Raw genomic sequence first — 25,085 nt, 5'->3', positions numbered from 1 at the left:
CGACAAGCGCTGCCATGCTGACCTTGTTGGCCTTTCTCGTCACCATCGGCCTGTTGGTGACCATCCACGAATATGGCCACTACCGGATGGCGCGCGCTTGCGGCGTGAAGGTGCTGCGCTTTTCCATCGGCATGGGGCGGCCGCTGCTGCGCTGGCAACGCCCGGGCAATGAGACCGAGTTCGTGCTCTCGGCCCTGCCGCTGGGCGGCTATGTACGCATGCTGGATGAGCGCGAAGGCCCTGTGCCGCCAGAGGAGCTGGCGCGCGCCTTCAACCGGCGCCCATTGCTGCAGCGCGTGGCCATCGTGCTGGCCGGGCCGCTGGCCAATCTGCTGCTGGCCGTGCTGTGCTTTTCGGCCGTCAACTGGTGGGGGGGGCAGGCCCCGCAGGCGCTGCTGGCCACGCCCGAGGCCGATTCGTTGGCGGCTCAGGCGGGCTTGCGGCAGGGCGATCGGGTTCTTCAGTTGCGCGTAGGGCAGGGCAGCCGACCTCAGACCATTCAGTCTTTCGACGAGTTGAGCTGGGCGCTGCAGCGCGCCGCCTTGTTGCAGCAGGACGTGTGGCTGCAGGTGCAGCGTGGCGACGATCAGCAGGAGCTGCGCCTGCCCCTGTCGGTTCTACAGCTGCAGGATTTGGATGCCCAGGCGCTGCGTCGCATTGGGCTGCTCGCGCCAATGGCGCCGCCGCAGCTCGGCAGCATCCAGCCAGGCAGCCCGGCGGCGCAGGCCGGGCTGCAACCGGGCGACATCGTGCAGGCCGTGGACGGCGTGCCCATGGGCGATGTGCAGCAGCTGATCGCCCTGCTGCATGCGCTGCCCAGCCAAGCGGCCGATGGCCCGCCCGGCGTGGCCGCGACCGCCATGCCGGTGCAGCGCTGGATGGTGCAGCGCAATGGCCAGCCGCTGCAGCTGCAGGTGCAGCCGCGCCTGCGGCAGGAGGGCGCGCGGCGCTGGGCGGAAGTGGGCGCTTACCTGGGTCCCGGCCCTGCAGCAGCCCTGGTGCGGGTGCGTTATGGCGCCTGGGATGGGTTGGTGCGTGGGGTGCAGCTCAGTGGCGAGATGGCTGCGCTCACACTGCGCATGTTTGGCCGCATGGTACTGGGGCAGGCATCGCTGCAAAACCTCAGCGGCCCTGTCAGCATTGCCCAATATGCCGGCCAATCGGCGCGCCTGGGCATGGTGCAATTCCTGCAATTTCTGGCCGTGGTCAGCCTCAGCCTGGGGGTGTTGAATTTGCTGCCGCTGCCGATACTCGATGGCGGGCACCTGATATATTATCTTTGGGAGGCGGTCACTGGCAGGCCAGTGTCCGTGCTCTGGTTGGAGCGGCTGCAAGCCTTGGGCATTGCAGCCCTTTTCATGTTGATGGCGTTGGCCCTGTTCAATGATTTGGCGCGGCTGCTGTCCTAGTTGGCTCGTCCGGCCCAGGCGCTGTGGCGCGCGATTGATGCAATCCATGAACCACTTGTTAAAACGTTTTTCCATGCGCGCGGCAGCGGCCGTGACCGCTTGCGCCTGCAGCCTGCCGCTTTGGGCCATCGAGCCCTTCACGGTGCGCGACATCCGCGTCGAGGGGCTGCAGCGCGTCGAGCCGGGTACAGTCTTTGCCTCGCTGCCGATCCGGGTGGGCGATCAGTACACGGACGACAAGGCCTCTGATTCAATCCGCGCGCTGTTTGCGCTGGGTCTGTTCAATGATGTGCGCATTGAGGCCGATGGCAATGTGCTGGTGGTCGTGGTGCAGGAGCGCCCGGTGATTGGCAGCGTGGAGTTTGCCGGCACGCGCGAATTTGACCGCGAGGCCCTGGTCAACGCCATGCGCGACGTGGGCCTGGCAGAAGGGCGGCCCTTTGATCGATCGCTGGCCGACCGCGCCGAGCAGGAGCTGGTGCGTCAATACCTCTCGCGCAGTTACTACGGCGCGCAGGTCGTGACCACCGTCACGCCGGTGGATCGCAACCGCGTCAACCTGGTGTTCACCGTCACCGAGGGCGGCGTGGCCAAAATCGGCGACATCCGTTTCACCGGCAACAAAGCCTTCAGCGAATCCACTCTCAAGGGTCTGATGGATCAGGACACCGGCGGCTGGCTGAGCTGGTATACCAAGTCCAACCGCTACTCGCGCGCCAAGCTCAATGCCGATCTGGAAAGTGTGCGCTCGCATTACCTGCAGCGCGGCTACCTGGATTTCCGCATCGACTCCACGCAGGTGGCGATCTCGCCCGACAAGCAAAGCATCTCCATCACCATCAACGTGCACGAGGGCGAGCGCTTTGCCGTCTCCGGCGTGCGCCTGGAGGGCGATTACCTGGGGCGTGACGACGAATTCAAGTCGCTGGTGCAGATCCGCCCCGGACAGCCCTTCAACGAGGAGGAGGTGACCAACACCCGCGAGGCCTTCACCGAGCACTTCGGCAACTATGGCTACGCCTTCGCCCGCGTGCAGGCTCAGCCCGAGGTGGACCGCGAGCGCAATACCGTGGCCATTGTGCTGCGTTCGGAGCCGCAGGCGCGCGTGTACGTGCGGCGCATCAACGTCACCGGCAATACGCGCACGCGCGATGAGGTCATCCGCCGCGAGTTCCGCCAGTACGAGGCCTCCTGGTACGACGGCGAGAAGATTCGCCTCTCGCGCGACCGCGTCGACCGGCTGGGCTACTTCACCCAGGTCGAAGTCGAGACCCAGGAGGTGCCGGGCGTGCCCGATCAGGTTGATCTGCAGATCACCGTGGCGGAGAAGCCCACCGGCTCGGTGCAGATTGGCGCAGGCTTTTCCAGCGCCGACAAGCTCTCGTTCTCCTTCGCGCTCAAGCAGGAGAATTTCATGGGCTCAGGCCATTATCTGGGCGTGGATCTGAACACCAGCAAATACAACCGCACGTTGGTGTTCAGCACCACCAATCCCTACTTCACGCAGTCGGGCGTGTCGCGCACGCTCGATGCCTACTACCGCACCGACAAGCCCTACGACCGCATGGGCGGTAATTACTCGCTGGTCACCTACGGCGGTGCGCTGCGCTTTGGCGTGCCCTTCAGCGAGATCGACACCGTTTACTTCGGCCTGGGGGTGGAGCGCAACCGCATCAAGCCCGGCACCGCCATTCCTGCGGCCTATCTGCACTACGCCGACACCTTTGGCTACAGCAGCACCTCGGTGCCCTTTACCATCGGCTGGTCGCGTGACAGCCGTGACAGCGCCTTGGCGCCCAACGAAGGGCGTTACCAGCGCTTTAACAGCGAATGGTCCTTCGCGGGCGATACGCGCTATCTGAAGAGCAACTACCAGTACCAGCAATACCTGCCGCTGAGCAAGCGCTACACGCTGGCCTTCAATGGCGAGCTGGGCTGGGGCAAGGGCTTCAGCGGCCAGCCCTTCCCGGTGTTCAAGAATTTCTATTCGGGCGGCTTGGGGTCGGTGCGTGGCTTTGAGCAAGGCACCTTGGGCCCGCGCGACCTGATCGGGGCATCGCTGGGCGGCGCCAAGAAGGTCAACATGAACGTCGAGTTCATCACGCCCTTCCCAGGCGCTGGCAACGACCGCACGCTGCGCGTGTTTGCCTTCGTCGATGCCGGCAATGTGTTTGGCGAGCATGAGAAAGTCAGCTTCTCCGACCTGCGCGCCTCCACCGGCCTGGGCCTGAGCTGGATTTCTCCCGTGGGCCCGCTGCGCATTGCCTACGCCCATCCGATCCGCAAGAAAGCTGGCGATAGAATCGAAGAAATTCAGTTCCAGATCGGGACTTCCTTTTAACCCTTTGTCCTCAAAGCGTCTGTCATGAAAGCATTGACCTCCAAACTCTCTTCCGCTGTCGTTCTGGCTGCGGCTCTGGCCTGTGCGCCTGCCATGGCGCAAAGCTTCAAGGCCGGCTTCGTCAATACCGACCGCATCCTGCGCGACGCCAACATGGCCAAGAGTGCTCAGCAGCGCCTGGAGCAGGAGTTCTCGCGCCGCGAGAAGGAAATCGTCAACCTGGGCAACAGCCTGCAGGCCGCATCCGAGCGCTTCGAACGTGAGGCCGCAACCCTCTCGGAAAGCCAGCGCACCCAGCGCCAGCGCCAGCTGATGGATCAGGACCGTGAATTCCAGCGCAAGCGCCGCGAATTCCAGGAGGATCTGGCCGCACGCAAGACTGAGGAGCTGGCCAAGGTGCTTGAGCGCGCCAATGCTGTGGTGCAGCAAGTGGCCGAAAGCGAGAAGTACGACGTGATCCTGCAGGAGGCTGTCTGGGTCAGCCCGCAGCACGACATCACCGACAAAGTCATCCGCGCGCTCAACGGCAGCCGCTGAGATTGCGGCCAGCTCTGAGGCTAAGGTAGCTGCGCTGGACATGATTCAGCGTAGCCACCTGATATTTGAAGGGCTTTCTGTGCGCTGATTGGGTGCGCAGCCCATGCCCACTGCCGAAGCTGAATGGGAAAAGTAGAGACACATTGCAAGGTTTCAGAACATTGCATTGATCAATTGCGGCTTTGGGCCTGACTCATCTTGGTCATAGCTGATTGGGCATGGTTGGCAAGGGGCTTGTCTCTACATCGCGATAAGCGTCCAGGTTGCTGGTGGCTTTAGAGCTTGTTCGAGGGTTCGGTGTGGGCGGGCAAAAAGTGGTGTGGAATGGGTCTGCAAGGCGCAAAACGCAGCCATAGCCCAAGCTACAGCGAGGCCGCGCAACGCCCGCGCATACCTCTCAAAATCCACTTTTTTGCCAGCCGTGCAGTGGCCTTAGCAGGGGCTTTGAGCAGGCTCTTAAAGCCATTGTCCCCGCGCCAGGCCAGTCCCGGCAGTGGCGTACCAAGCCTTCCCGTCTGCTGGTAGGGTACCGCAGGAATGCAGTTTTTTTGAGCCTGTGCTTCCCCCAGCACAAGCCTGATTGGTGTGCTTGAAGGGTAGGGCGGGACTTTTTACAGGAACGACATGTGACAGCGGCAACGCTTGGAGAAATTTGCGCGGCACTGGGCGGACAGCTGCATGGCGATGCTGCGACTGCAGTCACGGCCATTGCTGCGCTGGAGTCTGCCGGCCCAACGCAGATCAGTTTTTTGAGCAATCCACGCATGCTGCCCCTGCTGCAGGCCAGCCAGGCAGCCTGCGTGATCGTGTCGGCAACCCATGCCGAGCAGGCCCAGGCGCGCGGCGCCTGCATCGTGGCCGATGACCCCTATCTGTATTTCGCACAGCTGACGCAGTGGTGGCGGCAGCGGCAGGGCGATCTGCCTTCGCCGGGCATCCACCCCAGCGCGGTGGTTGACCCCTCGGCGCAGATCGATGCCACAGCCAGTATTGGGCCATTGACGGTGATTGGCCCGGGCGTGCGCATTGGCGCGCACAGCCGCATTGGCGCGCGCGTGACGATTGAGCGCAACTGTGAGATCGGCGCACGGTGCATTGTGCAGTCCGGCGCGGTGATTGGCGGCGATGGCTTTGGCTTTGCACAAGCCCCTGCCCCTGGCGGCAAGGTCTGGGTCAAGATCGAGCAATTGGGCGCGGTGCGCATTGGCGATGACGTGGAAATCGGCGCCAACACCTGCATCGACCGCGGCGCTCTGGGCGACACCGTGATCGCCAACGGCGTCAAGCTCGACAACCTGATCCAGATCGCGCACAACGTGCAGGTTGGGGAAAACACGGCCATGGCCGCCTGCGTGGGCATTTCGGGCAGCACCAAGATTGGAGCCAATTGCACCCTGGCCGGTGGCGTGGGGGTAGTGGGCCATATCGAGCTGGCCGACAACACCCATGTCTCGGGGGCGACCGTCATTTCGCGCTCGCTGACTGAGCCGGGGCGCTATACAGGGGTTTATCCGTTCGAGCCTCACGCAAAATGGGAACAAAATGCAGCCCTGTTGCGCCAGCTCAAGAAAATGCGTGAACGCATCAAGGCGCTGGAAAAAGAATTGGCGGCTCTGCAAGGCGTGCAGCCGCCACACACATCGGCATGACGACCATCATGAACATTCACAAGATCTTCGAACTTCTGCCGCACCGCTATCCTTTCTTGCTGGTGGATCGGGTGACGGAAATTCACTTGGGCGAGCGCATCGTTGCTTATAAGAACGTGACCGTCAACGAGCCCTTCTTCAACGGGCACTTTCCGAAGAATCCCGTCATGCCCGGGGTGCTGGTGCTCGAAGCTCTGGCTCAGGCCGCTGGGCTGTTGTCCTTTGAGACCTATGGCGAGGCGCCGGGCGAAGACAAGGTGTTTTATTTTGTCGGCATTGACAATGCGCGGTTCAAGCGCCCTGTAGTACCGGGCGATCAGCTTGTGCTGGAAGCCAGCATCGACCGCGTGCGTGGCGGCATCTACAAGTACAAGGGCGTGGCCAAGGTCGATGGTCAGGTTGTGGCCGAGGCCGATCTGATGTGTACCATGCGCCCGGTCGAGCGCGGCTGATTCATGGCCGATATGGCAGAGCGCGGTGTGTAGCCTTGTGCTTGACCCGGCGAGGCTTTTCAGCCTCGCATACTGCCCCGATCCGCGGATGATCCGACCCGGCACAAAGCGCGAACAGGTGGTTTTCAAGACACCCGCGCCGTGCATTTTGTCTGCCCGCAACGCGAATCCCCTATGGCTGATCCCTTGATCCATCCCAGCGCCATCGTGCATCCGGGCGCCCAGCTGCACCCCAGCGTGCGCATCGGCCCCTATGCCGTGGTCGGCGAGCATGTGTCGATCGGTGCCGACACGCACATTGGGGCGCACTGCGTCATCGACGGCCGCACCCGTATCGGTGCGCGCAACACCATCCATGCGCACGCCAGCATCGGCGGCCCCCCACAGGACAAAAAATACGCGGGCGAGCCTACCGAGCTGCACATTGGCGATGGCAACACCATTCGCGAGTTCACCACCATCAATACCGGCACGGTGCAGGGCGGCGGCGTCACCCGTTTGGGCGATGAGAATTGGATCATGGCCTATGCGCACATCGCGCACGACTGCCAAGTTGGCAGCCACACCGTCATGGCCAACAGCGTGGCGTTGGCTGGCCATGTGCATGTGGGCGACTGGGCCATTCTGGGCGGCCTGACGGGCGTGCACCAGTTCACGCGCATTGGGGCGCACGCCATGATCGGCTTTTCCAGCCATGTGTCGCAGGACGTGCCGCCTTACGTGCTTGCCGGCGGTAACCCTTTTGCCGTGCGTGGTCTGAACATCGAGGGTCTGCGCCGGCGCCAGTTCAATGCCAACCAGATTGCGACGCTCAAAACCGCTTATCGCATCGTCTTCCGCGAGGGCCGCACTCTGCAGGACGCCTGCGCGCAACTGCAGGACTTGCAAACCCGCGCCGTGCAAGGCGATGGCTGGGAAGAGCTGCTGGGCATGCTGATGTTCCTGCAGCAGGCCGAGCGAGGCATCGCGCGTTGAGCCCCAGACCTGCCGCCGCACCGCTGCGCCTGGCCATGGTGGCTGGCGAGGCTTCGGGCGACTTGCTGGCGTCTCTGCTGCTGCAAGGCATGCAGGAGCATGTGCCGGCGCTGTGGCCTGCCCTGCGCAGCTGGGGCATTGGCGGGCCGCACATGCAGGCGCAGGGCTTTGAAGCGCAATGGCCGGCCGAGCGGCTGGCCGTGCATGGCTACAGTTGGGAGGTGTTCAAGCGCGTGGCAGGCTTGTTGCGCATTCGCCGCCAACTGGGCGACAGCCTTCTGGCGCAGCGCCCGGATGTGTTCGTGGGCGTGGACGCGCCGGATTTCAACCTGGGCTTGGAGCAGCGCCTGCGCGCGGCAGGCATCCCGACCGTGCATTTCGTCTGCCCGTCGATCTGGGCCTGGCGCCCCGAGCGCGTGCACGCCATCCGCCGCGCTGCCAGCCATGTGCTGTGCCTGTTCCCCTTCGAGCCTGCGCTGCTGCGCCAGCATGGCATCGAGGCCACCTTCGTGGGCCACCCGCTGGCCCAGGCCATTGCCCTGCAATCGCCGCAGCAGGCCGAGCAGGCCACTGCAGCGGCGCGCCAGCAGCTGCAACTGGAGCCGGGCGACCCGGTGCTGGCACTGCTGCCGGGCAGCCGCAGCAAGGAAATCGACTACCTGCTGCCGCGCTTTCTTGCCGCAGCGCAGCGCTTGCTGGCCGAGCAGTCCAGGCTACAGCTGATCCTGCCCTGTGTGCCGGCGCAGCTGGCACGGGTGCAGGCCATCGTACAAAGCCAGAGCCAGTTGCAGGGGCGGCTGCGGGTGCTCGGCGGCCAATCGCACCTGGCGCTGCAGGCCTGCGACGTGACGCTGATTGCCAGTGGCACGGCCACGCTGGAAGCCGCGCTGTTCAAAAAGCCCATGGTCATCAGCTACGCCATGCACCCGGTGAGCGCAATGCTGATGCGGCGCAAGCAACTGCAGCCTTGGGTCGGACTGCCTAACATCTTGTGGCAGCAGCAGCTGGTGCCCGAGCTTTTGCAAGAAGCGGCCACCCCGGCCGCGTTGGCCCAGGCCTGCGCCCAATGGCTGCACGCCAGCCTGCAGCGCAGTGCCGATTGGCAGCAGTTGCAGCAGGCTTTGACGGCACTGCATCAGTCGCTGCAGGCCGACACCGCTACCCTGAGCGCCCATGTCCTCAAAAAACTGCTGCAAGCCTGAGGCTGCCCAGAGCCAGGCCGAGCTGCCGTTGCAGCCCGAAGGGCCTGCGCTGCAGGCCGGGGTGGACGAGGCCGGCCGCGGGCCGCTGGCCGGCCCTGTCTTTGCGGCGGCGGTGATCCTTGATGCGGCCCGGCCCATTGCCGGGTTGGCCGATTCCAAACGCTTGAGCGCGCGCCGGCGCGAGCAACTGGCCCAGGCCATCGAGGCCCAGGCCCTGGCGTGCTGCGTGGCCCAGGCCAGCGTGGAGGAAATCGAGCGCCTCAACATCCTGCAGGCCACCATGCTGGCCATGCAACGCGCCGTGGCTGGCCTGGCCATCGCGCCGCAGCTGGTGCTGATCGATGGCAACCGCACGCCGGCCCTGCCGATGACCGCCGTGGCCGTGGTGGGGGGCGATGCCAAGGTGCAGGCCATCTCGGCGGCCTCCATCCTGGCCAAGGTTTATCGCGATGCCTGGTGCATGCAGGCGCACCGGCAGTGGCCGCAGTACGGCTTTGCGCAACACAAGGGCTATGGCACGGCCTTGCACCTGGCAGCTTTGCAGCAGCATGGCCCTTGCAGCGTGCATCGCATGGGCTTTGCCCCAGTGCGCAGGGCTGTGCTCAGCGCTGGCAGCGCGGGCAGTGATAGGTGCTGCGCTGACCCTGTGTGCTGAGCCGGATGGCCGCGCCGCAGCGCGGGCAGGGCTGGCCCTGGCGGCCGTACACGCGGGCGGCCAGCTGGAAGTGGCCGTGGCTGCCGTCACTGGCTACGAAGTCGCGCAGGCTGCTACCGCCGCGCTGCACGGCTTCGCTGAGCACCTGGACAATCGCGCCGTGCAGGCGCTCCAGCCGGGGGCGGCGCAGTTGCCCTGCAGGCGTGTGCGGGTCGATGCCGGCCAGAAACAAGGCCTCGCTGGCGTAGATGTTGCCCACGCCCACCACGGCCTGGCCAGCCAGCAGCGCCTGCTTGATGCTCACGCGCCGGCCACGCAGAGCGGCCGCCAGATGCGCAGGGGTGAAGTCCTCCGAGAGCGGCTCCACCCCCAGGCGGCCCAGCAGCTTTTGCACGACAGGCGCATCCGCGCTGGGCGCATACACCAGCGCGCCAAAGCGGCGTGGATCGTGCAGCCGCAGCAGTACGTGCCCAAACACCAGATCGGCGTGGTCGTGCGGCCCCGCTGGAGTGTCCAGCGGCAAGATGCGCACGCTGCCAGACATGCCCAAGTGCAGCAACAACAGGTCGGGGCCGTCCAGCTCTATCAGCAGGTATTTGCCTCGGCGGCGCACAGCTTGCACGGTGCGGCCGGCCAGCGCCGCAGGCGCGCAGCCCAGTGGCCAGCGCAATGGCTTGCCCAGCACCAGTGCGGCAATGCGCTGGCCGGTGATGGCCGGGGCAATGCCCTGGCGGGTGACTTCGACTTCAGGGAGTTCTGGCATGGCGTGCAAAAGCCCGCGGAGCACTGGGGGTGTTGAGATAGCGTGTTGCTGCGGTGTTGTCGGTCAAAACCCGCAACTGCCGCGTTTCGCCTTGTATCTGCGGCTTTTGCCTGGAAAAACCGCTTTGCACGCAAAATTTCAACAATCTTCTGGTGTGCTGCCCCGCAAATAGCTACACGTCAAACCGCGTCTGGCGCGCTAGGGTCGCGTTGCAAATTCGCGCGATACCGCCCGGTATCGCGATGCTTTGCGCCTTGCTTTGACACGACAGGCATCGGTTTGATTCGTGCAGTGATCTGCGCGACAGCACGCAGGGCGCTGTGGGCAATTGAATTATTATCGTCTCATGCAAAGAGACGATCAAAGTTCAGAATCTGTTCGTTGCCTAGATGCGAGCCGCAGCGGCCCGCCCAAGACCGCGCCGCTTGCCCGCCGTACGGAGGTGAGCAGATTCTCTGGCTTGCTGGCCAGCAGCATGGCCGCAGCGGTGCTGACGGCCGGTTGTCAGGCTGCCACCATGCACGATGCGCCGGCCCAGAGCCTGCACACCGCCGTGCAAGAAGAGCAACCTCAGCCATTGCTCAGCTCGCGAGCCATGGCGCAAAGCTTTTACGAAACCCTGGTGGGCGAGTTGCTGGGGCAGGCCGGTGATTGGCAGGCCAGCTACGAGTTGCTGCTGCATGCTGCGCAGACACGGCGCCAGGATGAGTTGTTCCAGCGTGCCATCCAGTCGGCCTTCCAACTCGGCGATGGCCGCCGGGCTTTGCGCGCGGCCGAGAGCTGGCACAAGACGTTGCCACATTCGCGTGAGGCCAACAAGGCTGTGCTGCAGGTGCTGGTGCTGCTCAACCAGGTGCCGCAAACCCAGTGGCACCTCAAGCAGGAGCTGCGGCTGTCGCAGGTCGATGAAATGGCCGAAAACCTGCAGGCCATCTCGTTGCTCTACCAGCGGGTGCCGGATAAGCGCCAGGCTCTGCAGGTAGTGCAGGCGGCGCTGGAAGATCAGCTCCAGCCTGACTCGCCTTGGCGGGCCGATGCCTTGGCAGCGCTCGGACGCATGCATCTGCAGGCCGGGGACGCTCCAAAGGCCTTGCAGATTTTGAACCAGGCCCATGCGGTCAACCCCCAGGCCAGCGGCCTGGGTTTTTTGGCTCTGGAGCTGGCAGCCCACGGAGAAACAAGCGCGCAGGCGCTGCTGAAGGATTACGCCAGCCAGGATGCGGCGGCAACCCCTTTTTTGCTGGCCTATGCGCGTCTGTTGGTGGCGCAGCAAGACAATGCCCAGGCACTGCAGGTGTTGGAGCGCCTGCTGGCCAAGCAGCCGCAGATGCCAGAGGCCTGGATCGCCAAGGCTGCATTGCAGGCCGCGCAGGGGGAGTTTGCCGCGGCCGAGCAATCGCTGGACGTTTTTGTCACAACGCTGGATGCCGTGCCCAGGCCGGCGCTGCGCCAGCGTGGCTTGGATGAGGCGCAAATCCTGCGGGCGCAGATGGCAGATCTGCAGGGCCGGCATGAGCAGGCGCAGCGCGCGCTGGAAAAGGTCGGCACCCCCCAGACGCTGCTGCGCGCGCAGCTCCAGCGCGCGCAGATCCTGGCCGAGGAAGGCCAGTTCGACCTGGCGCGTCAGGTCGTGCGCGCCATCGCCGCCCCGGACGAGCAGACCCAACAGCTCAAGTCGCGCGCCGAAGTGCAATTGCTGCGCGACGGCGGTCAATACCAGCAGGCCTACGCCTTGCTGCAGACCATGCTGCGCCAGCACCCGGATGACGACGAGCTGCTCTACGAATACGCGCTGATGGCCGAGCGCCTGGGCCGCGTTCAGGAGATGGAAAAGCGCTTGCGCAGCCTGCTGGCGCGCACGCCCGAGCATGCCCATGCACTCAATGCCCTGGGTTATTCCTATGCCGACCGGGGCGTGCGCTTTGCCGAGGCGCGGCGTCTCATCACCAAGGCGCTGGAGCTGGAGCCGGGCAGCCCCTACATCACTGACAGCCTGGGCTGGCTGGAATACCGCCAGGGCAATCTGTTACAGGCCCTGGAGCTGCTGCAAAAAGCTTTTGCCATCGAGCCGGATGCGGAAATCGCCGCCCACCTGGGCGAGGTGCTCTGGCAACTCGGGCGGCAGGGCCAGGCCAATGAGGTCTGGGAGCGCGGCCTGCAAAGCAATGCCCGCAACGAAGTGCTGCGCAAGACCATTGCGCGCCTGGCCGGGGCGGTCCATCCCTTGCTGCAAACATATTCCGCTGCGCGGCCAAAGACCAGGCCTTCGCTGCTGGCGCCGGCGCTTGGCAACGAGAGCCTGGCCCCGGCAGAGGTTGAGGTCATGCCCAGTCCGCCAGAGCCGACGATGGCGCCATGATGAGAGACCATTGCGACATGAGCACTGTCCCCCATCCAGTGGCTGCGCGCAGTAGTCGGCGCACATGGCTGGCGTTGTTGGCGTCGGCCTGCCTGCTGGCCGCCTGCGCCGCGCCGCGCCCCTATGTGCTGCGCCAGGGCATCTGGCGCGGGCGCATCGCCCTGAACACCGAAGAAGAGAGGCCCCAGTCCTTCAGTGCCGAATTCGCCTTGCGTGGCAGCCCGCAGCAAGGCGAGCTGGAGATTTACAACCCGTTGGGTAACATCATTGCGCGCCTGCGCTGGAGCCCGCACCAGGCCTTGCTGGACAAGGGGACGGAGCAAATTGCAGGCGCGTCGCTCGATGCGTTGGTGGCGCAGGTGTTCGGCGCGCCCATCCCCATTGCGGCGCTGTTTGACTGGCTCTCAGGCCAGGCCAGGCAAGAGCCGGGCTGGCAGGTTGATCTGTCACGCTATGGGCAAGGGCGCATTCATGCGCTGCGTGAACAACCGCTGCCACGGGCGAGCCTGCGGGTGATTCTGCATGCCGATGACAGCCTGTGACGCGCCCACGCCGTTGGCGGCTGCAGAGGAGTTCCTGCGCGTGCCAGCGCCGGCCAAACTCAACCTGTTCTTGCACATTCTGGGCCGCCGCGAGGACGGCTATCACCTGCTGCAATCGGCTTTCGTGCTTATCGATTGGTGCGATTGGCTGGATTTTGCGCTGCGCCCCGAAGGCCCGCGCATCAGCCGTGAGGACCTAGGCCAGCCACTGCCAGAGCACGACTTGATCGTGCGCGCGGCCGTGGCCTTGCAGCAGGCCGCTGGCGAACGCCGCGGCGTGCACATCCGGGTGGAAAAGCACATCCCGGCCCAGGCCGGCATGGGCGGGGGCTCATCCGATGCGGCCAGCACCTTGCTGGCATTGAACCGCCTGTGGGGCCTGCACTGGCCTGTGCAGAAGTTGCAGGACATCGGTCTGCAGCTGGGCGCCGATGTGCCGTTCTTTCTGGGGGGCGGCAACGCCTGGGTCGAAGGCATTGGCGAGCGGCTCACGCCCCTGCAGGGTGAGCATGCCTTGCCGCCGGCGCGCTTCATCGTCATCAAACCTGCTGCGGGCGTGGCCACGGCAGCAATTTTCTCGCATCCAGCACTCCAGAGGGCCAGCGAGCGTGCTACAATCTCGCGCTTCAGTGCTGATCCTTTTGGATTTGGTTGCAATACTCTGCAGCCCGTGGCGCAAATTCTCTGCCCCGAAATAAAAAAAGCCATAGATTGGCTTTCGGAGCAAGGATTTCAGGCTAGAATGACGGGCTCTGGTTCTGCAGTATTCGCAAGGGTGCCGCAGGGTTGCAGTCAAGAGCATTTGCTCAATGTGCTTGAAGGGGCGAAAGCCGTATCTTCAGGCTGGGTGGTTAGACTTTGCAATGGATTGCCAAGTCATCCGTTGAGTAACTGGATTTGTACTGCATAGTTTTTTGTCTTTGTGCTTTGCACATGGGCTTTGCAGGGGAGTCGCCAAGTTGGTTAAGGCACCGGATTTTGATTCCGGCATTCGAGGGTTCGAATCCTTCCTCCCCTGCCATTGTTTGATTCTTTGATCTGATGAATAACGCCGCATTTGCGGCGTTTTGTTTTAGATTGACGGGTTTTCGTATTGGCTGTGCGCAGTGTGCGCTGTGCCCCAATGCACTCATGGTTTGCTTCTGGTGGTTGCCGTAGGCCTGCTTGCGGCGTCCTGGCTGAAAAAAACTTCGTCTCTTTCCCAAGCTGAGTATTGCGGCGGCTTTATGAGCGTTTCTCACCACTCCGACTTCATGCTGTTTACCGGCAATGCCAATCCCTCGCTGGCGAAAGAGATTGCCGAGCACCTGGGCACATCGCTGGGCGCGGCGCACGTGGGGCGCTTCTCCGATGGGGAAGTGACGGTCGAGATCCGACAGAATGTGCGTGCACGAGACGTTTTCGTGGTGCAGCCCACCTGCGCGCCCACTAACGACAGCTTGATGGAGTTGCTGATCATGGTGGATGCGCTCAAGCGCGCATCGGCTGAGCGCATCAGCGCCGTCATCCCCTATTTCGGCTATGCCCGTCAGGATCGCCGGCCGCGATCGACGCGCGTGCCGATCTCGGCCAAAGTGGTGGCCAATTTGCTGCAGACCGTGGGCGTGGCGCGCGTGCTGACCATGGACTTGCACGCTGACCAGATTCAGGGTTTTTTCGATATCCCGGTGGATAACATCTACGCCTCGCCGGTGCTGCTCAACGATCTGAACAAGAAGCGCTATGAGGATTTGATCGTGGTTTCGCCCGACGTGGGTGGCGTGGTACGCGCGCGCGCGCTGGCCAAGGAGTTGGGCTGCGATCTGGCCATTATCGACAAGCGCCGCCCCAAGGCCAACGTCAGCGAAGTCATGAACGTCATCGGCGACATCGAAGGCCGCAACTGTGTTGTGATGGACGACATGATCGACACCGCCGGCACGCTGGTCAAAGCCGCTGAAGTGCTCAAAGAGCGAGGCGCCAAGAGCGTGCATGCCTACTGCACGCATCCGATCTTCTCTGGCCCGGCCATCGAGCGCATTGCCGCCGGCTCGGCGCTCGATGAGGTGGTGGTCACCAACACCATTCCTTTGAGCGAGCAGGCGCGCGCCTGCAGCAAGATTCGTCAGCTCACGGTGGCGCCGCTGATCGCCGAAACCATTCAACGCATTGCCCGTGGCGACTCGGTGATGAGCCTGTTCAAGGAGCAAGGCGGTCTGTTTTGAGTATTGCAGTTTGAGCCCGGCAGCAGGGCTTGACTGATGTTTTTCGTGCATGGCGATGGCCATGCGTTGTCTGAGGCTGTTGGCGGATCGCAGTGTCTGGCGGGCAGCCTCTCAAACCGGGGCAGAGTTGGTCGCGACCTGCCTCTATCAGGAGAAAACATGCAAGTAGTTGCATTTGCACGTGAAAAGCAGGGAACGGGTGCGAGCCGCCGCCTGCGCCATTCGGGCCGTACGCCCGGCATCATTTACGGCGGCGATCAAGAGCCGACAATGATCGAACTGGATCACAACCCGCTGTGGTTTGCGCTGCAGAAAGAGGCTTTCCACTCCAGCGTGCTGGATCTGGAGCTGGACGGCAAGACGGAGAAAGTTCTGCTGCGCGACGTGCAATACCATCCCTACAAGCAGCTCGTGCTGCACGTGGATTTCCAGCGCGTCAACGCACGCACCCGCCTGCACATGAAAGTGCCCGTGCATTACGAAGGCGCTGAAGAGTCTCCTGCCGTCAAGGTTGAAGGTCAGGTGGTGAGCACGGTCACAACGGAAATCGACGTGACCTGCATGCCTTCCGATCTGCCGGAATTCATTCTGGTGAACCTGAGCAAGCTGGGCAAGAACGGCGTGCTGCGCCTGCGCGACATCAAGCTGCCCCGTGGCGTCAGCGCCGTCAAGCGCCTGGCCGCGATCAACCCCGTGCTGGCCACGGCCACGGCCGCCCCGGCTGTGGAAGAAGACGCACCCGCTGCAGAAGGCGGTGCAGACGCTGCGGCCTGATTACAGGCCTTGCGCAAACAATAAGCTTCCGCCCGCAGGCAAATGCGGGCGGATTCTTGTCAGAAAGCCTGCTGTGCAAGTGATGCCAGCAGGCTTTTTGTTGGGCCAATGAGCGCTCAGGAGGGCAGGTCGGTTGGCATGGCGCTGCCCGTCTGCAGCATACGCGCCACGTAGCGGGCGATGAGATCCACTTCCAGGTTCACGGCGCGGCCTGGGCGAAGGTGCTTGAGGGTGGTGTGGGCCATGGTGTGGGCAATCAAATTGATGCTGAACTCGCAGCCCTCCTGAAGGTCGCGCACGCTGTTGAGCGTGAGGCTGACGCCTTGCACGGTGATGGAGCCCTTGACGGCCATGTAAGGCATCAGCTGCTTGGGGGCGAGGATGCGCAGCTCATGGCTTTCGCCCACAGGGTTGATGGCGCTGACGGTGCCGATCCCGTCCACATGGCCGCTGACGATGTGGCCGCCCAGTCGATCGGCTGCGCGCAAGGCTTTTTCGAGATTGACCTCGCCGACTTGATCCAGTCCAGTGGTCAGGCGCAGCGATTCTGCCGAGACTTCAACCATGAATGTTTGTGCATCCAGCGCCAGCGCTGTCACCGTCATGCAGGCGCCATTCAGGGCAATGCTGTCGCCCAGCACGACGTCGTCCAGATAGCCCGGCGGGCAGGAGACGTTCAAACGCTTGCCATGGGCTTGGCTGCTGCCCAGGTCCTCGACATGTTGAATTTGGCCAATGGCGGTGATGATGCCGGTGAACATGAAACTCCTTGGGTGATGGGGCGCTGCCACGGGCCGTGCAGACCCTCCCGCGCCGAAAAGCCGGCACTATAGCGGGCGGCGTGGACTGGTCAGGCAAAGCCTGTGAAACAATGCCGCGCACAGAAAAGAAACGGAGGAATGGCGGGTTTATGCGCAAGAAGATGGCGGGTGTGGCGGTGTTGCTGTTGGCGCTGCTCGGGGTGGGGTACAGCGCCGCAGCCTGGTATGTGGGCGTGCAGACGCAGCGGCATGTGCAACAAGCCCACGCAGCGCTCAGCGCTGCGCTGGGGGTGGCGGCGCAGCTCACCCAGTACGAGCGAGGGCTGTTCCATTCCAGTGCGCGCAGCGTTGTGCACATAGCGTCATCGGAGCAGGACGCAGCCGCAAAGGCATCTGCCCCACAGCGACGGGTCAGCCGAGGCCTGGGTGGCCAAACCATCGTGCTGGAACACCGCATACGTCACCTGCCACTGCTTGCTGCGCCTCAGCGGGGATGGGTGGCCCTGCGCAGCACGCCAGTGCTCAGCCCAGCGGTGCAGGCTGCATTGCGCCCCAGCCTGGGCGATGCGCCGCCCTACGTGCTGGATGCCGTGCTGGGTTACCGTGGCAGTGTGCATTGGCGGTTGGCTGGCCCATCCTGGCAACGCCCCTGGGAGGACGCCCAGGGCGCAGCGCAAACGCTGCACATGCGGCCCCTGCACTGGGAGGGCGAACTCGGCCCTGACGGGCGCAGCCTGCGCAGCGCCCTGCAATGGGGCGGCATGACGCTGCAAAATGCCCAAGGCGAGCAGCTGTTGCACATTGAGCAGTTACAGGGGCGTGACGATTACCACCGGCCTGCCGGCTTGCAGCACAGCTACCTGGGCCAAAGCCGCTACAGCCTGGGGCAATGGCAGCAGTCCGGTGTGCAAGGTGTGCAGGCGGGCGGCTGGCAATTGCAGGGCTTGGCGCTGGCGTTTGACATTCAGGCTCAAGACAAACAATGGCTGCGACTGCCGCTGCATCTGCAATTGCAGCAGCTGCGCATGGCCGGCGATGGGGCGCAAGCGCAGGCCAGCCAGGCATCCAGCCAGAGCGCATTGAGCACGCTGGAATTCAAGGCTGCCGTAGAACAATTGCACCAGCCGAGCTATGAGGCTTTAGGCCCTTGGGGCTGGCGCTGGCTACTGGCGCAAATGGGGGCCCCGACGGCCTGGGGGCAATTGCCCCTGGCCGAGCAAACCCAGGTGCGAGAGCGCCTTGCTGCTTTGTTGGCGCAGGGCCTGCGTTTGAAGGTCGAGCGCCTTGCGGGGCAGCTTCCCGAAGGGCAGTGGGCGCTGAGTGGCCAGGCCAGCGCGCCAAAGCTGCATGGCATTGACCTGGGTTTCTTGCCGCACAGCCTGATGGCCAAGCTCCATGCCAGCGTGCAGCTGGAGATCTCCCAGCCCCTGGCCCTGCATTGGCAGGGTCGGGAAAACCTGGCGCTGCTCGTGCAGCAAGGCCTGGTGCGGCAGGAGGGGGGGCAAATCCGCACGGTCTTGCAGTACCAGGGCGGCTACTCCAGCATCAACGGCCACCCGTTCGACTTGCGGGGCATCGATCAGTTGCTGCAATAAGGCCTGTGCACACGGCACCTGTGCCGTTGGCAAAAGATATGCGATCAGCCCATGGTTGCGGCAAGGCCAGGGCACCCGGCAAAAAAAACACCAAGGGCCGATGGGGCTTCTTGGTGTTTTTTGCCTGCAGTCCATGCCCTCACGCCAGGGCTCTGCACTGCGGGGACTGTTCAGCGTTGCCTTAGTTCGGCATGCAGGACTTGTGCAGGATTTTGTTGCCTGGGGCCGTGACCATGATGGGCAGCGATGTGAAGTTGTCGCGCGTCATGGCGTCGGTGGCCAGGCGATAGCCTTGGGCCGTGAAAAAAGTCTCCACGTTGCTGGAGTTGTTCAGGTCGTAGTTCAGGGTGCGGCGCTTGCCTTGCAACTGGGCCGTGGCGCTGACGGGGATGCCGGCGGAGTTGAACTGGTAGGCCACCGAGAGGCGGCCGTTGTTGCAGGTATAGGCCACTTGCTGGGTGTTTTGGGAGCCGCCTGCATTTCGCCCGGACGATGCAGCACCCGACTGGGCCGTGCAGCTCTTGAACAGAATCTCATCATTGGGCGCCGTGATCATGATGCTGCTCTTGCGGAAGTTCTTGGAGTCCATGTAGTCCGAAGACAGGCGATAGCCGGACTTGTTGGCAAAGAAGGTGTCCACATCGTCCGAGCGGTTCATGTCATAGGCCATGACGCGCTTGGCACCGCGGATGTGGGCCTCGGCACGGGTGGGGATGCCGGCCTTGTTGAACTGGTAGCGCACTTGCACTTGCTTGCCGCCCTCGCAGGCGTAGGTGACGGAATGGCTGCTGGCCATGGCCGAAAGCGACAGGCAGGCCAGCGAAGCGGCAACGGCGGTTTGGATGAGTTTCATGCTGTGACTCCTCTGATTGGATGGGAATAGGACAGATCCCAAGACGAGCAGCAGTCTACAGACCCGTCAAAGTCCTTGCGCCCAGGACAGGGCTTTTCAGATGGGGCGTGCGGCTGAGCGCCTGCCCCCAAGTGCCTGGGGATGGCGCGCCAATCCAGCAACGGTGCGCTGGTAATTTTCAGCAAATGGTCGTCAAAGTGGGCGCTACAGGCATCAAATGTCGGCAAGAGGCGGCTTTGTCATAGGGGGCTCGGCTTGCTGGGGGGCGAGGCGCAGTGGCGCCGAAGGTGGTTTTTGATACCAACTTCATGGGGCATTCAAACTTGGCCAGGCCCTGCGCACGCCCCATGGTTGGGCTTTGGGCGCGGCGCAGGCGCGCGGGCCGGCTTTCACACCGGCATGTGCGCAAACTCTTGCACGCGCTGCTGGTAATTGGCCGGCGTCACGGCCCAGCGCTGGGCGTTGTCGTATTCGAACTCCACGCCAAAGCGCCCGTCGCTGCCCAGCCGAATCAGGCAGGCCTGCCAGGCGCGGCCTGCGGGGTGCTCGGCCTGCATGGCCTGCTGCAAATGCCGCAAGGCGTCTTGCGCGTGCCCGTCGTCGGGGGAGACGGCCTCGTCTTCGCCCTGGGCGTCAAAGCGGTAACCGTACATGCGGCTGTGGCCCTTGCCCTGCACGCCGACCACGATCAGCTTGTGCCAGGCCACGCCCGGCGCGATCAGGCCCGGGTCTTGCCGCAGGGCCTGACAAAGCGCCAGCAGCAATTGTTGGCTTTCGGGTGAGGAATGCTCCATGGTGGCGACTCTCCTTAAGTTAGAGCGTGTTCACGGCTGCGATAGCGGCGCTGCGCGCCAGCGCTGGATCAGCAAGGCGGCAGCGCCGGCCACGCCCCCCCAGAAGGCCGAGCCGATGCCGGCGATGCTCACGCCCGAGAGCGTGACCAGAAAGGAAATCAACGCCGCTTCGCGCTGGCTTTCGTCGGCCATGGCCTGGGCCAGGCCGCTGCCGATGCTGCCCAGCAGGGCGATGCCGGCAATGGCCAGCACCAGCTCTTGCGGAAAAGCCAGCAGCAAGCCGGTGATGATGCCGGCAAAGCAGCCCACCAGCAAATACAGCAGGCCGCAGACCACGGCGCCGCTGTAGCGCCGGGCCGGGTCTTCGTGTGCGCCCGGCCCCATGCAGATGGCGGCGGTGATGGACGAGAGGTTGACCGAAAAGCAGCCAAAGGGTGAGAGCACCAGCGTCACCAGGCCGGTGAGCGTGATCAGGCGCGAGACGGGCATGAAGTATCCGGTGGCGCGCATGACGGCCACGCCCGGCAGGTTTTGCGAGGCCATGGTGACGATGAACAGTGGCAAGGCCATGCTCATGAAGGCGCTGAAGCTGAACTCGGGCCAGACGAAGATGGGCCGCGCCAGCTCCAGCGGGCCAATGGCCGACCACTGCATCTGCCCGGCCAGCGTGGCCTGGGCCATGCCCACCAGCAAGGTGACGATGACGGCGTAGCGCGGCAGCCAGCGGCGCGCGGCCAGGTAGGCCAGCAGCATCAGCGTCAGCAGCAGCGGCGCGGTGCGGGCCGCGCCAAAGCCATCGAGCGCAAAACGCCCCAGCACGCCCGCCAGCAGGGCGTTGGCCAGGGCCAGCGGGATACGGCCCATCATGCGCTCGAACCAGCCCGTGGCGCCCACCAGCACGATGAGCGCCGCGCTCATCATGAACGCGCCTACGCCCTGGGCCAGCGTGAAGCCGCCCGAGGCCGCGGTGGTGGCGATGACCACCGCCCCCGGCACGGACCAGCCGGGCATTACCGGCTTTCTCAGCAGCAGCGAGGGCAACAGCGCCACCGTGGCGCAGCCCAGGCTAATGGCCCAGATCCACGAGGTGACATGCCCAGGCGTGCCGCCCAGCGCCTGCGCGGCCTGATAGATCACGGCCGTGGAGCTGGTGAAGGCCACCAGCACGGCCACAAAGCCGGCGGTGGCGGTCGAGGCGCTCAGGTCATGCCAGAGTTGTCGCATGGCGGTCCAATCGGTGAGAAGGCAAACACAGTGCGTCAGGCGCTGTCCTGCCGCGCCGGGCCGCTGGTCTGAGCTTGATGGGGCGCAGCGCGCGCGTCGAGGCGGGCGATCCAGGCAATCAGCAGCAGCACGGGCAGGCCCAGGCAGGCCGTCAGCGTGAAGAACTGGGCGTAGCCATTGGCATCGACGAACTGGCCCGAGAAGCCGCCCAGCCACTTGGGCAGCAGCGTCATCATGGAGCTGAACAGCGCGTACTGGGTGGCCGAGTAGCGCACATTGGTCAGGCTGGAGAGATAGGCGATGAAGGCCGAGGAGGCCAGGCCAGCGGCCAGGTTGTCGGCCGAGACCACCAGCACCAGGCCGATGAAGTGCGGGCCTTGCTGCTGGGCCAGCCAGGCAAACAGCAAATTGGTGGCCGAGGACAGCAGCGCCCCGAGCATCAGCACGCGCAGCACGCCGATGCGCATGGCGACCCAGCCGCCAGCGAAGGCGCCCAGCAGCGTCATGAGCACGCCGTAGATTTTGGTGACGGCGGCGATCTGGTCCTTGGTGTAGCCCATGTCCACGTAGAACGTGCTGGCCATCACGCCCATGACGATGTCGCTGATGCGGTAGACGGAAATCAGCGCCAGGATCAGCAGCGCCTGGCGGCCGTAGCGGCCGATGAAGTCGGCAAAGGGGGCCACCACGGCCTGCGCCAGCCATTGGCGCACATCGCGCATGGGCGCTGCCGGCGGGCGTTGCGGCTCAGGCGCCAGCAGCGTGGCGATCATGCCCACCAGCATGGTGGCGGCCATGACGATGTAGGAAAAGGCCCAGGCCGCCTGTTGGTAGCCTGTCTGGCCGGCGCTTTCGCCGCGCGCGGCCAGCCAGAGCGCGCCTGCGCCAGCCCAGATCAGGGCGACGCGGTAGCCGCCCTGGTACATCGCCGCCATGGCGGCCTGGCGCTGGGTATCGCCGGTTTCGATGCGGTAGGCGTCCAGCGCAATGTCCTGCGTGGCCGAGGCAAAGGCCACCGCCACGGCGCACAGCGTCAGCGCGCCCAGCTGCTGGCGCGGATCGAGCAGCGCCATGCCCAGCAGCGCCAGCATGATGCAGCACTGCGACAGCAGCAGCCAGCTGCGCCGCTGCCCCAGGCGGCGCGTCAGCCAGGGGATGGACAGGTGATCGACCAGCGGCGACCAGGCCCATTTGAAGCCGTAGGCCAGCGTCACCCAGCTGATGAAACCGATGGTGCTGCGGTCGATGCCGGCCTCGCGCAGCCTGAAGCCCAGCGTGTTGAACACCAGCAGCATGGGCAGCCCGGCCGAGAAGCCCAGCAGCAGCATGCGCAGGCTGGCCGGCTCAAGATAGACGCGCGCCGCCTGCAGCCAGTGCATGGCGGCCGTGGCAGGTGCAGCAGGCGCGGCAGGCGCAGCAGCGGGCGGCGGCGGTGTGGAGCTGGGCATGCGGAGATGCGGGGCAATTCGTCTGCAGTGGCGCGCAAGGGGCGTGGGCGGGCGCACCGCCCGGGCAGGGCAGGGGGCTGTGGCCGCCGGGGCTCAGGTGCCGCCGACGAAGGGGTTGCTGGCGCGCTCGCGGGCGAAGCTGCTCTCGGGCCCGTGGCCGGGCACAAAGCGCGTCTCGTCGCCCAGCGGCCAGAGCTTGTGCACGATGCTGTCGATGAGCTGCTGGTGGTTGCCGCGCGGAAAATCCGTGCGCCCGATGCTGCCGGCAAACAGCACGTCGCCGACGAAGGCCAGGCGGCTTTCCGGGGCGTGGAAGATCACGTGCCCAGGGGTGTGGCCGGGGGTGTGGTGGACGTTGAGCACCTGCTGGCCGATCTGCACCTGATCGCCATCGCCCAGCCAGCGCGCGGGCGTGAAGGTCTGCGCCGGCGCAAAGCCATAGGCCTGGCTTTGTGCAGGCAGGCTGTCGATGAGGAACTGGTCCTCCGGGTGCGGGCCAATGATGGGCAGGCCCAGCGCCTGCGCCAGCTCGCCCGCGCCGCCAGCGTGGTCGATGTGGGCGTGGGTCAGCCAGATGGCCTTGGGCGTCAGGCCCAGCTGCTCGATGGCGGCGCGGATCTGCGGCAAATCGCCGCCCGGATCGATGATGGCGGCCTCGCGGGTTTCATCGCACCACACGATGCTGCAATTTTGCGCAAAGGCGGTGACGGGGAGGGTGTGGTATTGGAGCATGGCGGGCATTCTACGTGGGCTGCTGCGCACCGGTGGCGGCCCAGGCGCGCAGCTGTGTGGCCAGGTCCGGCAGGGCCTGCAGGCGGCTGCAGGCGGTGCGTGCGCAGTCTTGCCAGTGCGCCCAGCTTGCCTGTTGTGCGCCTTGAAAGGCGCTGCCGGGCGAGGGCTGCGGCGGCGCGTTGGCGCTGGCCATGCCGTTGAGTTGCAGCAAGGCGGCGCGCCAGTGCTCAGGCGGTTGCAGCCAGTCCATGAAGGCCTGCAGTTTGCCGTGATGGGCGTTGTCGTGCTGGGGGTAGATGTGCCACAAAAAGGGGCGCGCGGCCCACAGGGCGCGCACCAGCGAATCCTCGCCGCGCACGATGTTCAGGTCGCAGGCCCAGAGCAGTTCGTCGAATTGCGCCTGCGGCATGAAGGGCAGCCAGTGCACCGTCAGCGCGCCTTGCGTGCTGGGCGTGCTGGCCGTGGCCTGCTGCGCGCCGGCCCAGCCCAGCTGCTGCCAGCACTGGCGCAGCCAGGCTTGCGAGCGCCCGGCCGCAGCCAGCAGCTGCACGGGCTGCGCGGCCTGGGCCCAGGCGCGCAGCCACTGTGGCAGGCAGGCAGGCTCGTAGGCAAACAGGCTGATCCAGCTGGATTGGGTGGCGTGGTCGATCGGGTTTGCGGCCTGTGCGGCGGCGGACTGCGCCTGCAGGAAGGCACGGCGCCAGGCCAGGGCGTCGAATTGCGCCTGGCGCTGCGCCAGTGCCGGCTCGCGCAGCAGGCCACCGGTGCGCGGCGTCAGCCCAGGGTAGAAAAAGGTTTTGCTCTGCCCTGCGGCCGGGCCGAACATCACTGGCGAGGGCAGCCGGTGCATGCGCTCCACGTAAGGCTCGGCCGAGAGGTATTCGAGGTTCAGCCACAGCGGCCAGGGGCGCGGCCCAATGGCGTTGGCAGGGCTGGCTTGGCCGCTGGCGAGCTGGGCCAGGGCGTTGAGGTAGGCATCGGGGATCTCGCAGCCAAAGGCTTCGATCAGCACTTGGCGCGGCGCTGGTCGGGCCGGTGGGGCTGGCGCCAGGTCTGCCAGCGTAGCCAGTTGCCCAGGGGCCAGGCTTTCGGCCAGCGCCCAGGGCAGGATGCGCACGCCTTGGTGCTGCCAGGGCGGCGGCGCATCCCAGAGCGAGGCCGGCGCGTCGCTGAGCCAGCGCAGCGCACTGTGCTCGTCGATCCACAGCCGCACGCTGTCGCCGCGCCCGGCCAGATCGCAAGCCAGGCGCCAGCAGACGCCGACATCGCCGTAGTTGTCGATGACGCGGCAAAAGAGGTCCCAGGCCAGGGGCGGCGGTGCTGTGTCGGTGGCGGGCATGGCAGTGCGGTGGCAGCGTCTCAGGCCGAACGGCCCTGCGAGCCCGCTGCAGCAGGGGTGAAGACGAACTGCTTGTCCAGATGGTATTTGCTGATGTAGCCCAGCACCAGCCCGATGACGCCGCCCAGGTAGCGCATGGTCGCGCTCTGGAAGATCAGCCAGAAGCCGTATTCGAAGCCCCAGAAGATCAGCGTGGTGGCCAGCCCCATCAGGGTGTAGCGCACAAAGGTCTTGCCATCGTGTGCGGCGCTCTTGGGCTGGAAGCGGAAGATGTAGCGCTTGTCCAGCAGGTATTTGACGACCAGCCCAGTGCCCGTGCCCGCGGCGATGGACAGCAGGATCAGGCCCGGCAGCGGCGTGGCCATGTCCAGCTGCTGCTGCAGCCAGTGGCCCAGGCGCACCACGGCCTCCTGCGTGCCGATGTTGACGGCAATGGCCAGGGCGCAAAACAGGCTGTAGAGCAGGGTCAGGCGCATT

The 25,085-nt window shown here is 64.9% G+C and carries 23 protein-coding genes and 1 tRNA gene; 15 read left to right on the top strand and 9 right to left on the bottom strand.

The features are described from left to right. Positions 1-14: 14 nt before the first annotated feature. The 8 genes from rseP (at position 15) to rnhB (ending at position 9,220) form a co-directional block, all read left to right on the top strand. Positions 15-1,409: an RIP metalloprotease RseP gene (gene rseP / locus CK620_RS07805; RefSeq protein WP_095549820.1), complete on the top strand. Its 1,395-nt coding sequence runs from the start codon at positions 15-17 to the stop codon at positions 1,407-1,409. Between the two features lie 46 nt (positions 1,410-1,455). Beyond that, the gene (bamA, locus tag CK620_RS07800; protein WP_095541639.1) at positions 1,456-3,750 is read left to right on the top strand and encodes an outer membrane protein assembly factor BamA; all 2,295 of its coding nucleotides are present in this window, start codon (positions 1,456-1,458) and stop codon (positions 3,748-3,750) included. A 24-nt stretch (positions 3,751-3,774) separates the two neighbouring features. After that, positions 3,775-4,287 (top strand): OmpH/Skp family outer membrane protein, encoded by a 513-nt coding sequence (locus CK620_RS07795; RefSeq protein ID WP_095541544.1) that lies wholly within the window; start codon positions 3,775-3,777, stop codon positions 4,285-4,287. Between the two features lie 626 nt (positions 4,288-4,913). Continuing rightward, positions 4,914-5,936 carry a UDP-3-O-(3-hydroxymyristoyl)glucosamine N-acyltransferase gene (gene lpxD / locus CK620_RS07790; protein WP_095541543.1) on the top strand — a complete coding sequence of 341 codons (1,023 nt, stop codon included), beginning with the start codon at positions 4,914-4,916 and terminating at the stop codon, positions 5,934-5,936. Positions 5,937-5,941: 5 nt separating this feature from the next. Beyond that, positions 5,942-6,388: a 3-hydroxyacyl-ACP dehydratase FabZ gene (gene fabZ, locus CK620_RS07785; protein WP_095539697.1), complete on the top strand. Its 447-nt coding sequence runs from the start codon at positions 5,942-5,944 to the stop codon at positions 6,386-6,388. A 174-nt stretch (positions 6,389-6,562) separates the two neighbouring features. After that, positions 6,563-7,363 carry an acyl-ACP--UDP-N-acetylglucosamine O-acyltransferase gene (gene lpxA / locus CK620_RS07780; RefSeq protein ID WP_095549819.1) on the top strand — a complete coding sequence of 267 codons (801 nt, stop codon included), beginning with the start codon at positions 6,563-6,565 and terminating at the stop codon, positions 7,361-7,363. Further along, positions 7,360-8,565 carry a lipid-A-disaccharide synthase gene (gene lpxB / locus CK620_RS07775; protein ID WP_275250701.1) on the top strand — a complete coding sequence of 402 codons (1,206 nt, stop codon included), beginning with the start codon at positions 7,360-7,362 and terminating at the stop codon, positions 8,563-8,565. The genes lpxA and lpxB overlap by 4 nt, the downstream gene beginning before the upstream one ends. Continuing rightward, positions 8,537-9,220, top strand: coding sequence for a ribonuclease HII (gene rnhB, locus CK620_RS07770; protein ID WP_095549817.1), 684 nt, complete (start codon positions 8,537-8,539; stop codon positions 9,218-9,220). The genes lpxB and rnhB overlap by 29 nt, the downstream gene beginning before the upstream one ends. Here rnhB and mutM read toward each other — a convergent pair. Then, positions 9,168-9,983 carry a bifunctional DNA-formamidopyrimidine glycosylase/DNA-(apurinic or apyrimidinic site) lyase gene (gene mutM / locus CK620_RS07765; RefSeq protein WP_095549816.1) on the bottom strand — a complete coding sequence of 272 codons (816 nt, stop codon included), beginning with the start codon at positions 9,981-9,983 and terminating at the stop codon, positions 9,168-9,170. The two genes, rnhB and mutM, sit on opposite strands and share 53 nt — an antisense overlap. Positions 9,984-10,425: 442 nt before the next feature. Between mutM and CK620_RS07760 the strand changes: the two genes are divergently transcribed. The 6 genes from CK620_RS07760 to CK620_RS07735 all read left to right on the top strand — a co-directional run bounded on the left by CK620_RS07760 (position 10,426) and on the right by CK620_RS07735 (position 15,862). Then, positions 10,426-12,342: a tetratricopeptide repeat protein gene (locus CK620_RS07760; RefSeq protein ID WP_179290602.1), complete on the top strand. Its 1,917-nt coding sequence runs from the start codon at positions 10,426-10,428 to the stop codon at positions 12,340-12,342. Positions 12,343-12,359: 17 nt separating this feature from the next. Further along, positions 12,360-12,884, top strand: coding sequence for a lipoprotein insertase outer membrane protein LolB (locus CK620_RS07755; RefSeq protein WP_095549814.1), 525 nt, complete (start codon positions 12,360-12,362; stop codon positions 12,882-12,884). Continuing rightward, positions 12,871-13,794, top strand: a complete 924-nt coding sequence (ispE, locus tag CK620_RS07750; RefSeq protein ID WP_095549813.1) for a 4-(cytidine 5'-diphospho)-2-C-methyl-D-erythritol kinase — start codon at positions 12,871-12,873, stop codon at positions 13,792-13,794. The genes CK620_RS07755 and ispE overlap by 14 nt, the downstream gene beginning before the upstream one ends. A 34-nt stretch (positions 13,795-13,828) precedes the next feature. After that, positions 13,829-13,905: transfer RNA gene (locus CK620_RS07745), tRNA-Gln, on the top strand. Between the two features lie 205 nt (positions 13,906-14,110). Next, positions 14,111-15,088, top strand: coding sequence for a ribose-phosphate pyrophosphokinase (locus CK620_RS07740; RefSeq protein WP_095541537.1), 978 nt, complete (start codon positions 14,111-14,113; stop codon positions 15,086-15,088). Positions 15,089-15,247: 159 nt separating this feature from the next. Then, positions 15,248-15,862 carry a 50S ribosomal protein L25/general stress protein Ctc gene (locus CK620_RS07735; RefSeq protein ID WP_095549812.1) on the top strand — a complete coding sequence of 205 codons (615 nt, stop codon included), beginning with the start codon at positions 15,248-15,250 and terminating at the stop codon, positions 15,860-15,862. 116 nt (positions 15,863-15,978) lie between these two features. On the opposite strand, the gene CK620_RS07730 is transcribed toward CK620_RS07735, so the two are convergent. Next, the gene (locus CK620_RS07730) at positions 15,979-16,623 is read right to left on the bottom strand and encodes a riboflavin synthase (RefSeq protein WP_095549811.1); all 645 of its coding nucleotides are present in this window, start codon (positions 16,621-16,623) and stop codon (positions 15,979-15,981) included. 149 nt (positions 16,624-16,772) lie between these two features. On the opposite strand from CK620_RS07730, the gene CK620_RS07725 reads away from it, so the two are divergent. Next, entirely contained in the window at positions 16,773-18,218 is a 1,446-nt protein-coding gene (locus tag CK620_RS07725) for a DUF945 family protein (protein ID WP_179290601.1), read from the top strand. A gap of 181 nt (positions 18,219-18,399) precedes the next feature. Here the strand turns inward: CK620_RS07725 and CK620_RS07720 are convergent, their stop codons facing one another. The 7 genes from CK620_RS07720 to CK620_RS07690 all read right to left on the bottom strand — a co-directional run bounded on the left by CK620_RS07720 (position 18,400) and on the right by CK620_RS07690 (position 25,084). Continuing rightward, positions 18,400-19,071 (bottom strand): ACP-like domain-containing protein, encoded by a 672-nt coding sequence (locus CK620_RS07720; protein WP_095549809.1) that lies wholly within the window; start codon positions 19,069-19,071, stop codon positions 18,400-18,402. 389 nt (positions 19,072-19,460) lie between these two features. Further along, positions 19,461-19,865, bottom strand: coding sequence for a hypothetical protein (locus CK620_RS07715; RefSeq protein WP_143326001.1), 405 nt, complete (start codon positions 19,863-19,865; stop codon positions 19,461-19,463). 30 nt (positions 19,866-19,895) lie between these two features. Further along, positions 19,896-21,089, bottom strand: coding sequence for a benzoate/H(+) symporter BenE family transporter (locus CK620_RS07710; protein ID WP_095549807.1), 1,194 nt, complete (start codon positions 21,087-21,089; stop codon positions 19,896-19,898). A 35-nt stretch (positions 21,090-21,124) separates the two neighbouring features. Then, on the bottom strand, positions 21,125-22,537 hold the full coding sequence (locus CK620_RS07705; protein ID WP_095549806.1) for an AmpG family muropeptide MFS transporter: 1,413 nt from the start codon (positions 22,535-22,537) through the stop codon (positions 21,125-21,127). Between the two features lie 93 nt (positions 22,538-22,630). Further along, positions 22,631-23,269: an MBL fold metallo-hydrolase gene (locus CK620_RS07700; protein WP_095549805.1), complete on the bottom strand. Its 639-nt coding sequence runs from the start codon at positions 23,267-23,269 to the stop codon at positions 22,631-22,633. 10 nt (positions 23,270-23,279) lie between these two features. Then, positions 23,280-24,608, bottom strand: a complete 1,329-nt coding sequence (gene earP, locus CK620_RS07695) for an elongation factor P maturation arginine rhamnosyltransferase EarP (RefSeq protein WP_095549804.1) — start codon at positions 24,606-24,608, stop codon at positions 23,280-23,282. Positions 24,609-24,628: 20 nt separating this feature from the next. Next, entirely contained in the window at positions 24,629-25,084 is a 456-nt protein-coding gene (locus CK620_RS07690; protein WP_095549803.1) for a GtrA family protein, read from the bottom strand. Position 25,085 lies beyond the last annotated feature (1 nt).

It is taken from the genome of Vandammella animalimorsus (assembly GCF_002285285.1).
GTDB lineage: Bacteria > Pseudomonadota > Gammaproteobacteria > Burkholderiales > Burkholderiaceae_C > Lampropedia > Lampropedia animalimorsus.
The sequence above is the reverse complement of the archived record's forward strand: the minus strand, read 5'-3'. Positions and strand labels throughout refer to the sequence as shown.

Bases quoted from the DNA above. Each gene is read 5' to 3' on its own strand.
- CK620_RS07730 (WP_095549811.1), bottom strand. From the start codon at position 16,623: ATGTTCACCGGCATCATCACCGCCATTGGCCAAATTCAACATGTCGAG.
- CK620_RS07735 (WP_095549812.1), top strand. From the start codon at position 15,248: ATGCAAGTAGTTGCATTTGCACGTGAAAAGCAGGGAACGGGTGCGAGC.
- mutM (WP_095549816.1), bottom strand. From the start codon at position 9,983: ATGCCAGAACTCCCTGAAGTCGAAGTCACCCGCCAGGGCATTGCCCCG.
- rseP (WP_095549820.1), top strand. From the start codon at position 15: ATGCTGACCTTGTTGGCCTTTCTCGTCACCATCGGCCTGTTGGTGACC.
- CK620_RS07720 (WP_095549809.1), bottom strand. From the start codon at position 19,071: ATGAAACTCATCCAAACCGCCGTTGCCGCTTCGCTGGCCTGCCTGTCG.
- earP (WP_095549804.1), bottom strand. From the start codon at position 24,608: ATGCCCGCCACCGACACAGCACCGCCGCCCCTGGCCTGGGACCTCTTT.
- bamA (WP_095541639.1), top strand. From the start codon at position 1,456: ATGAACCACTTGTTAAAACGTTTTTCCATGCGCGCGGCAGCGGCCGTG.
- CK620_RS07710 (WP_095549807.1), bottom strand. From the start codon at position 21,089: ATGCGACAACTCTGGCATGACCTGAGCGCCTCGACCGCCACCGCCGGC.
- lpxA (WP_095549819.1), top strand. From the start codon at position 6,563: ATGGCTGATCCCTTGATCCATCCCAGCGCCATCGTGCATCCGGGCGCC.
- CK620_RS07725 (WP_179290601.1), top strand. From the start codon at position 16,773: ATGCGCAAGAAGATGGCGGGTGTGGCGGTGTTGCTGTTGGCGCTGCTC.
- CK620_RS07700 (WP_095549805.1), bottom strand. From the start codon at position 23,269: ATGCTCCAATACCACACCCTCCCCGTCACCGCCTTTGCGCAAAATTGC.
- CK620_RS07755 (WP_095549814.1), top strand. From the start codon at position 12,360: ATGAGCACTGTCCCCCATCCAGTGGCTGCGCGCAGTAGTCGGCGCACA.
- ispE (WP_095549813.1), top strand. From the start codon at position 12,871: ATGACAGCCTGTGACGCGCCCACGCCGTTGGCGGCTGCAGAGGAGTTC.
- rnhB (WP_095549817.1), top strand. From the start codon at position 8,537: ATGTCCTCAAAAAACTGCTGCAAGCCTGAGGCTGCCCAGAGCCAGGCC.
- CK620_RS07715 (WP_143326001.1), bottom strand. From the start codon at position 19,865: ATGGAGCATTCCTCACCCGAAAGCCAACAATTGCTGCTGGCGCTTTGT.
- CK620_RS07690 (WP_095549803.1), bottom strand. From the start codon at position 25,084: ATGCGCCTGACCCTGCTCTACAGCCTGTTTTGCGCCCTGGCCATTGCC.
- CK620_RS07705 (WP_095549806.1), bottom strand. From the start codon at position 22,537: ATGCCCAGCTCCACACCGCCGCCGCCCGCTGCTGCGCCTGCCGCGCCT.
- CK620_RS07795 (WP_095541544.1), top strand. From the start codon at position 3,775: ATGAAAGCATTGACCTCCAAACTCTCTTCCGCTGTCGTTCTGGCTGCG.
- CK620_RS07740 (WP_095541537.1), top strand. From the start codon at position 14,111: ATGAGCGTTTCTCACCACTCCGACTTCATGCTGTTTACCGGCAATGCC.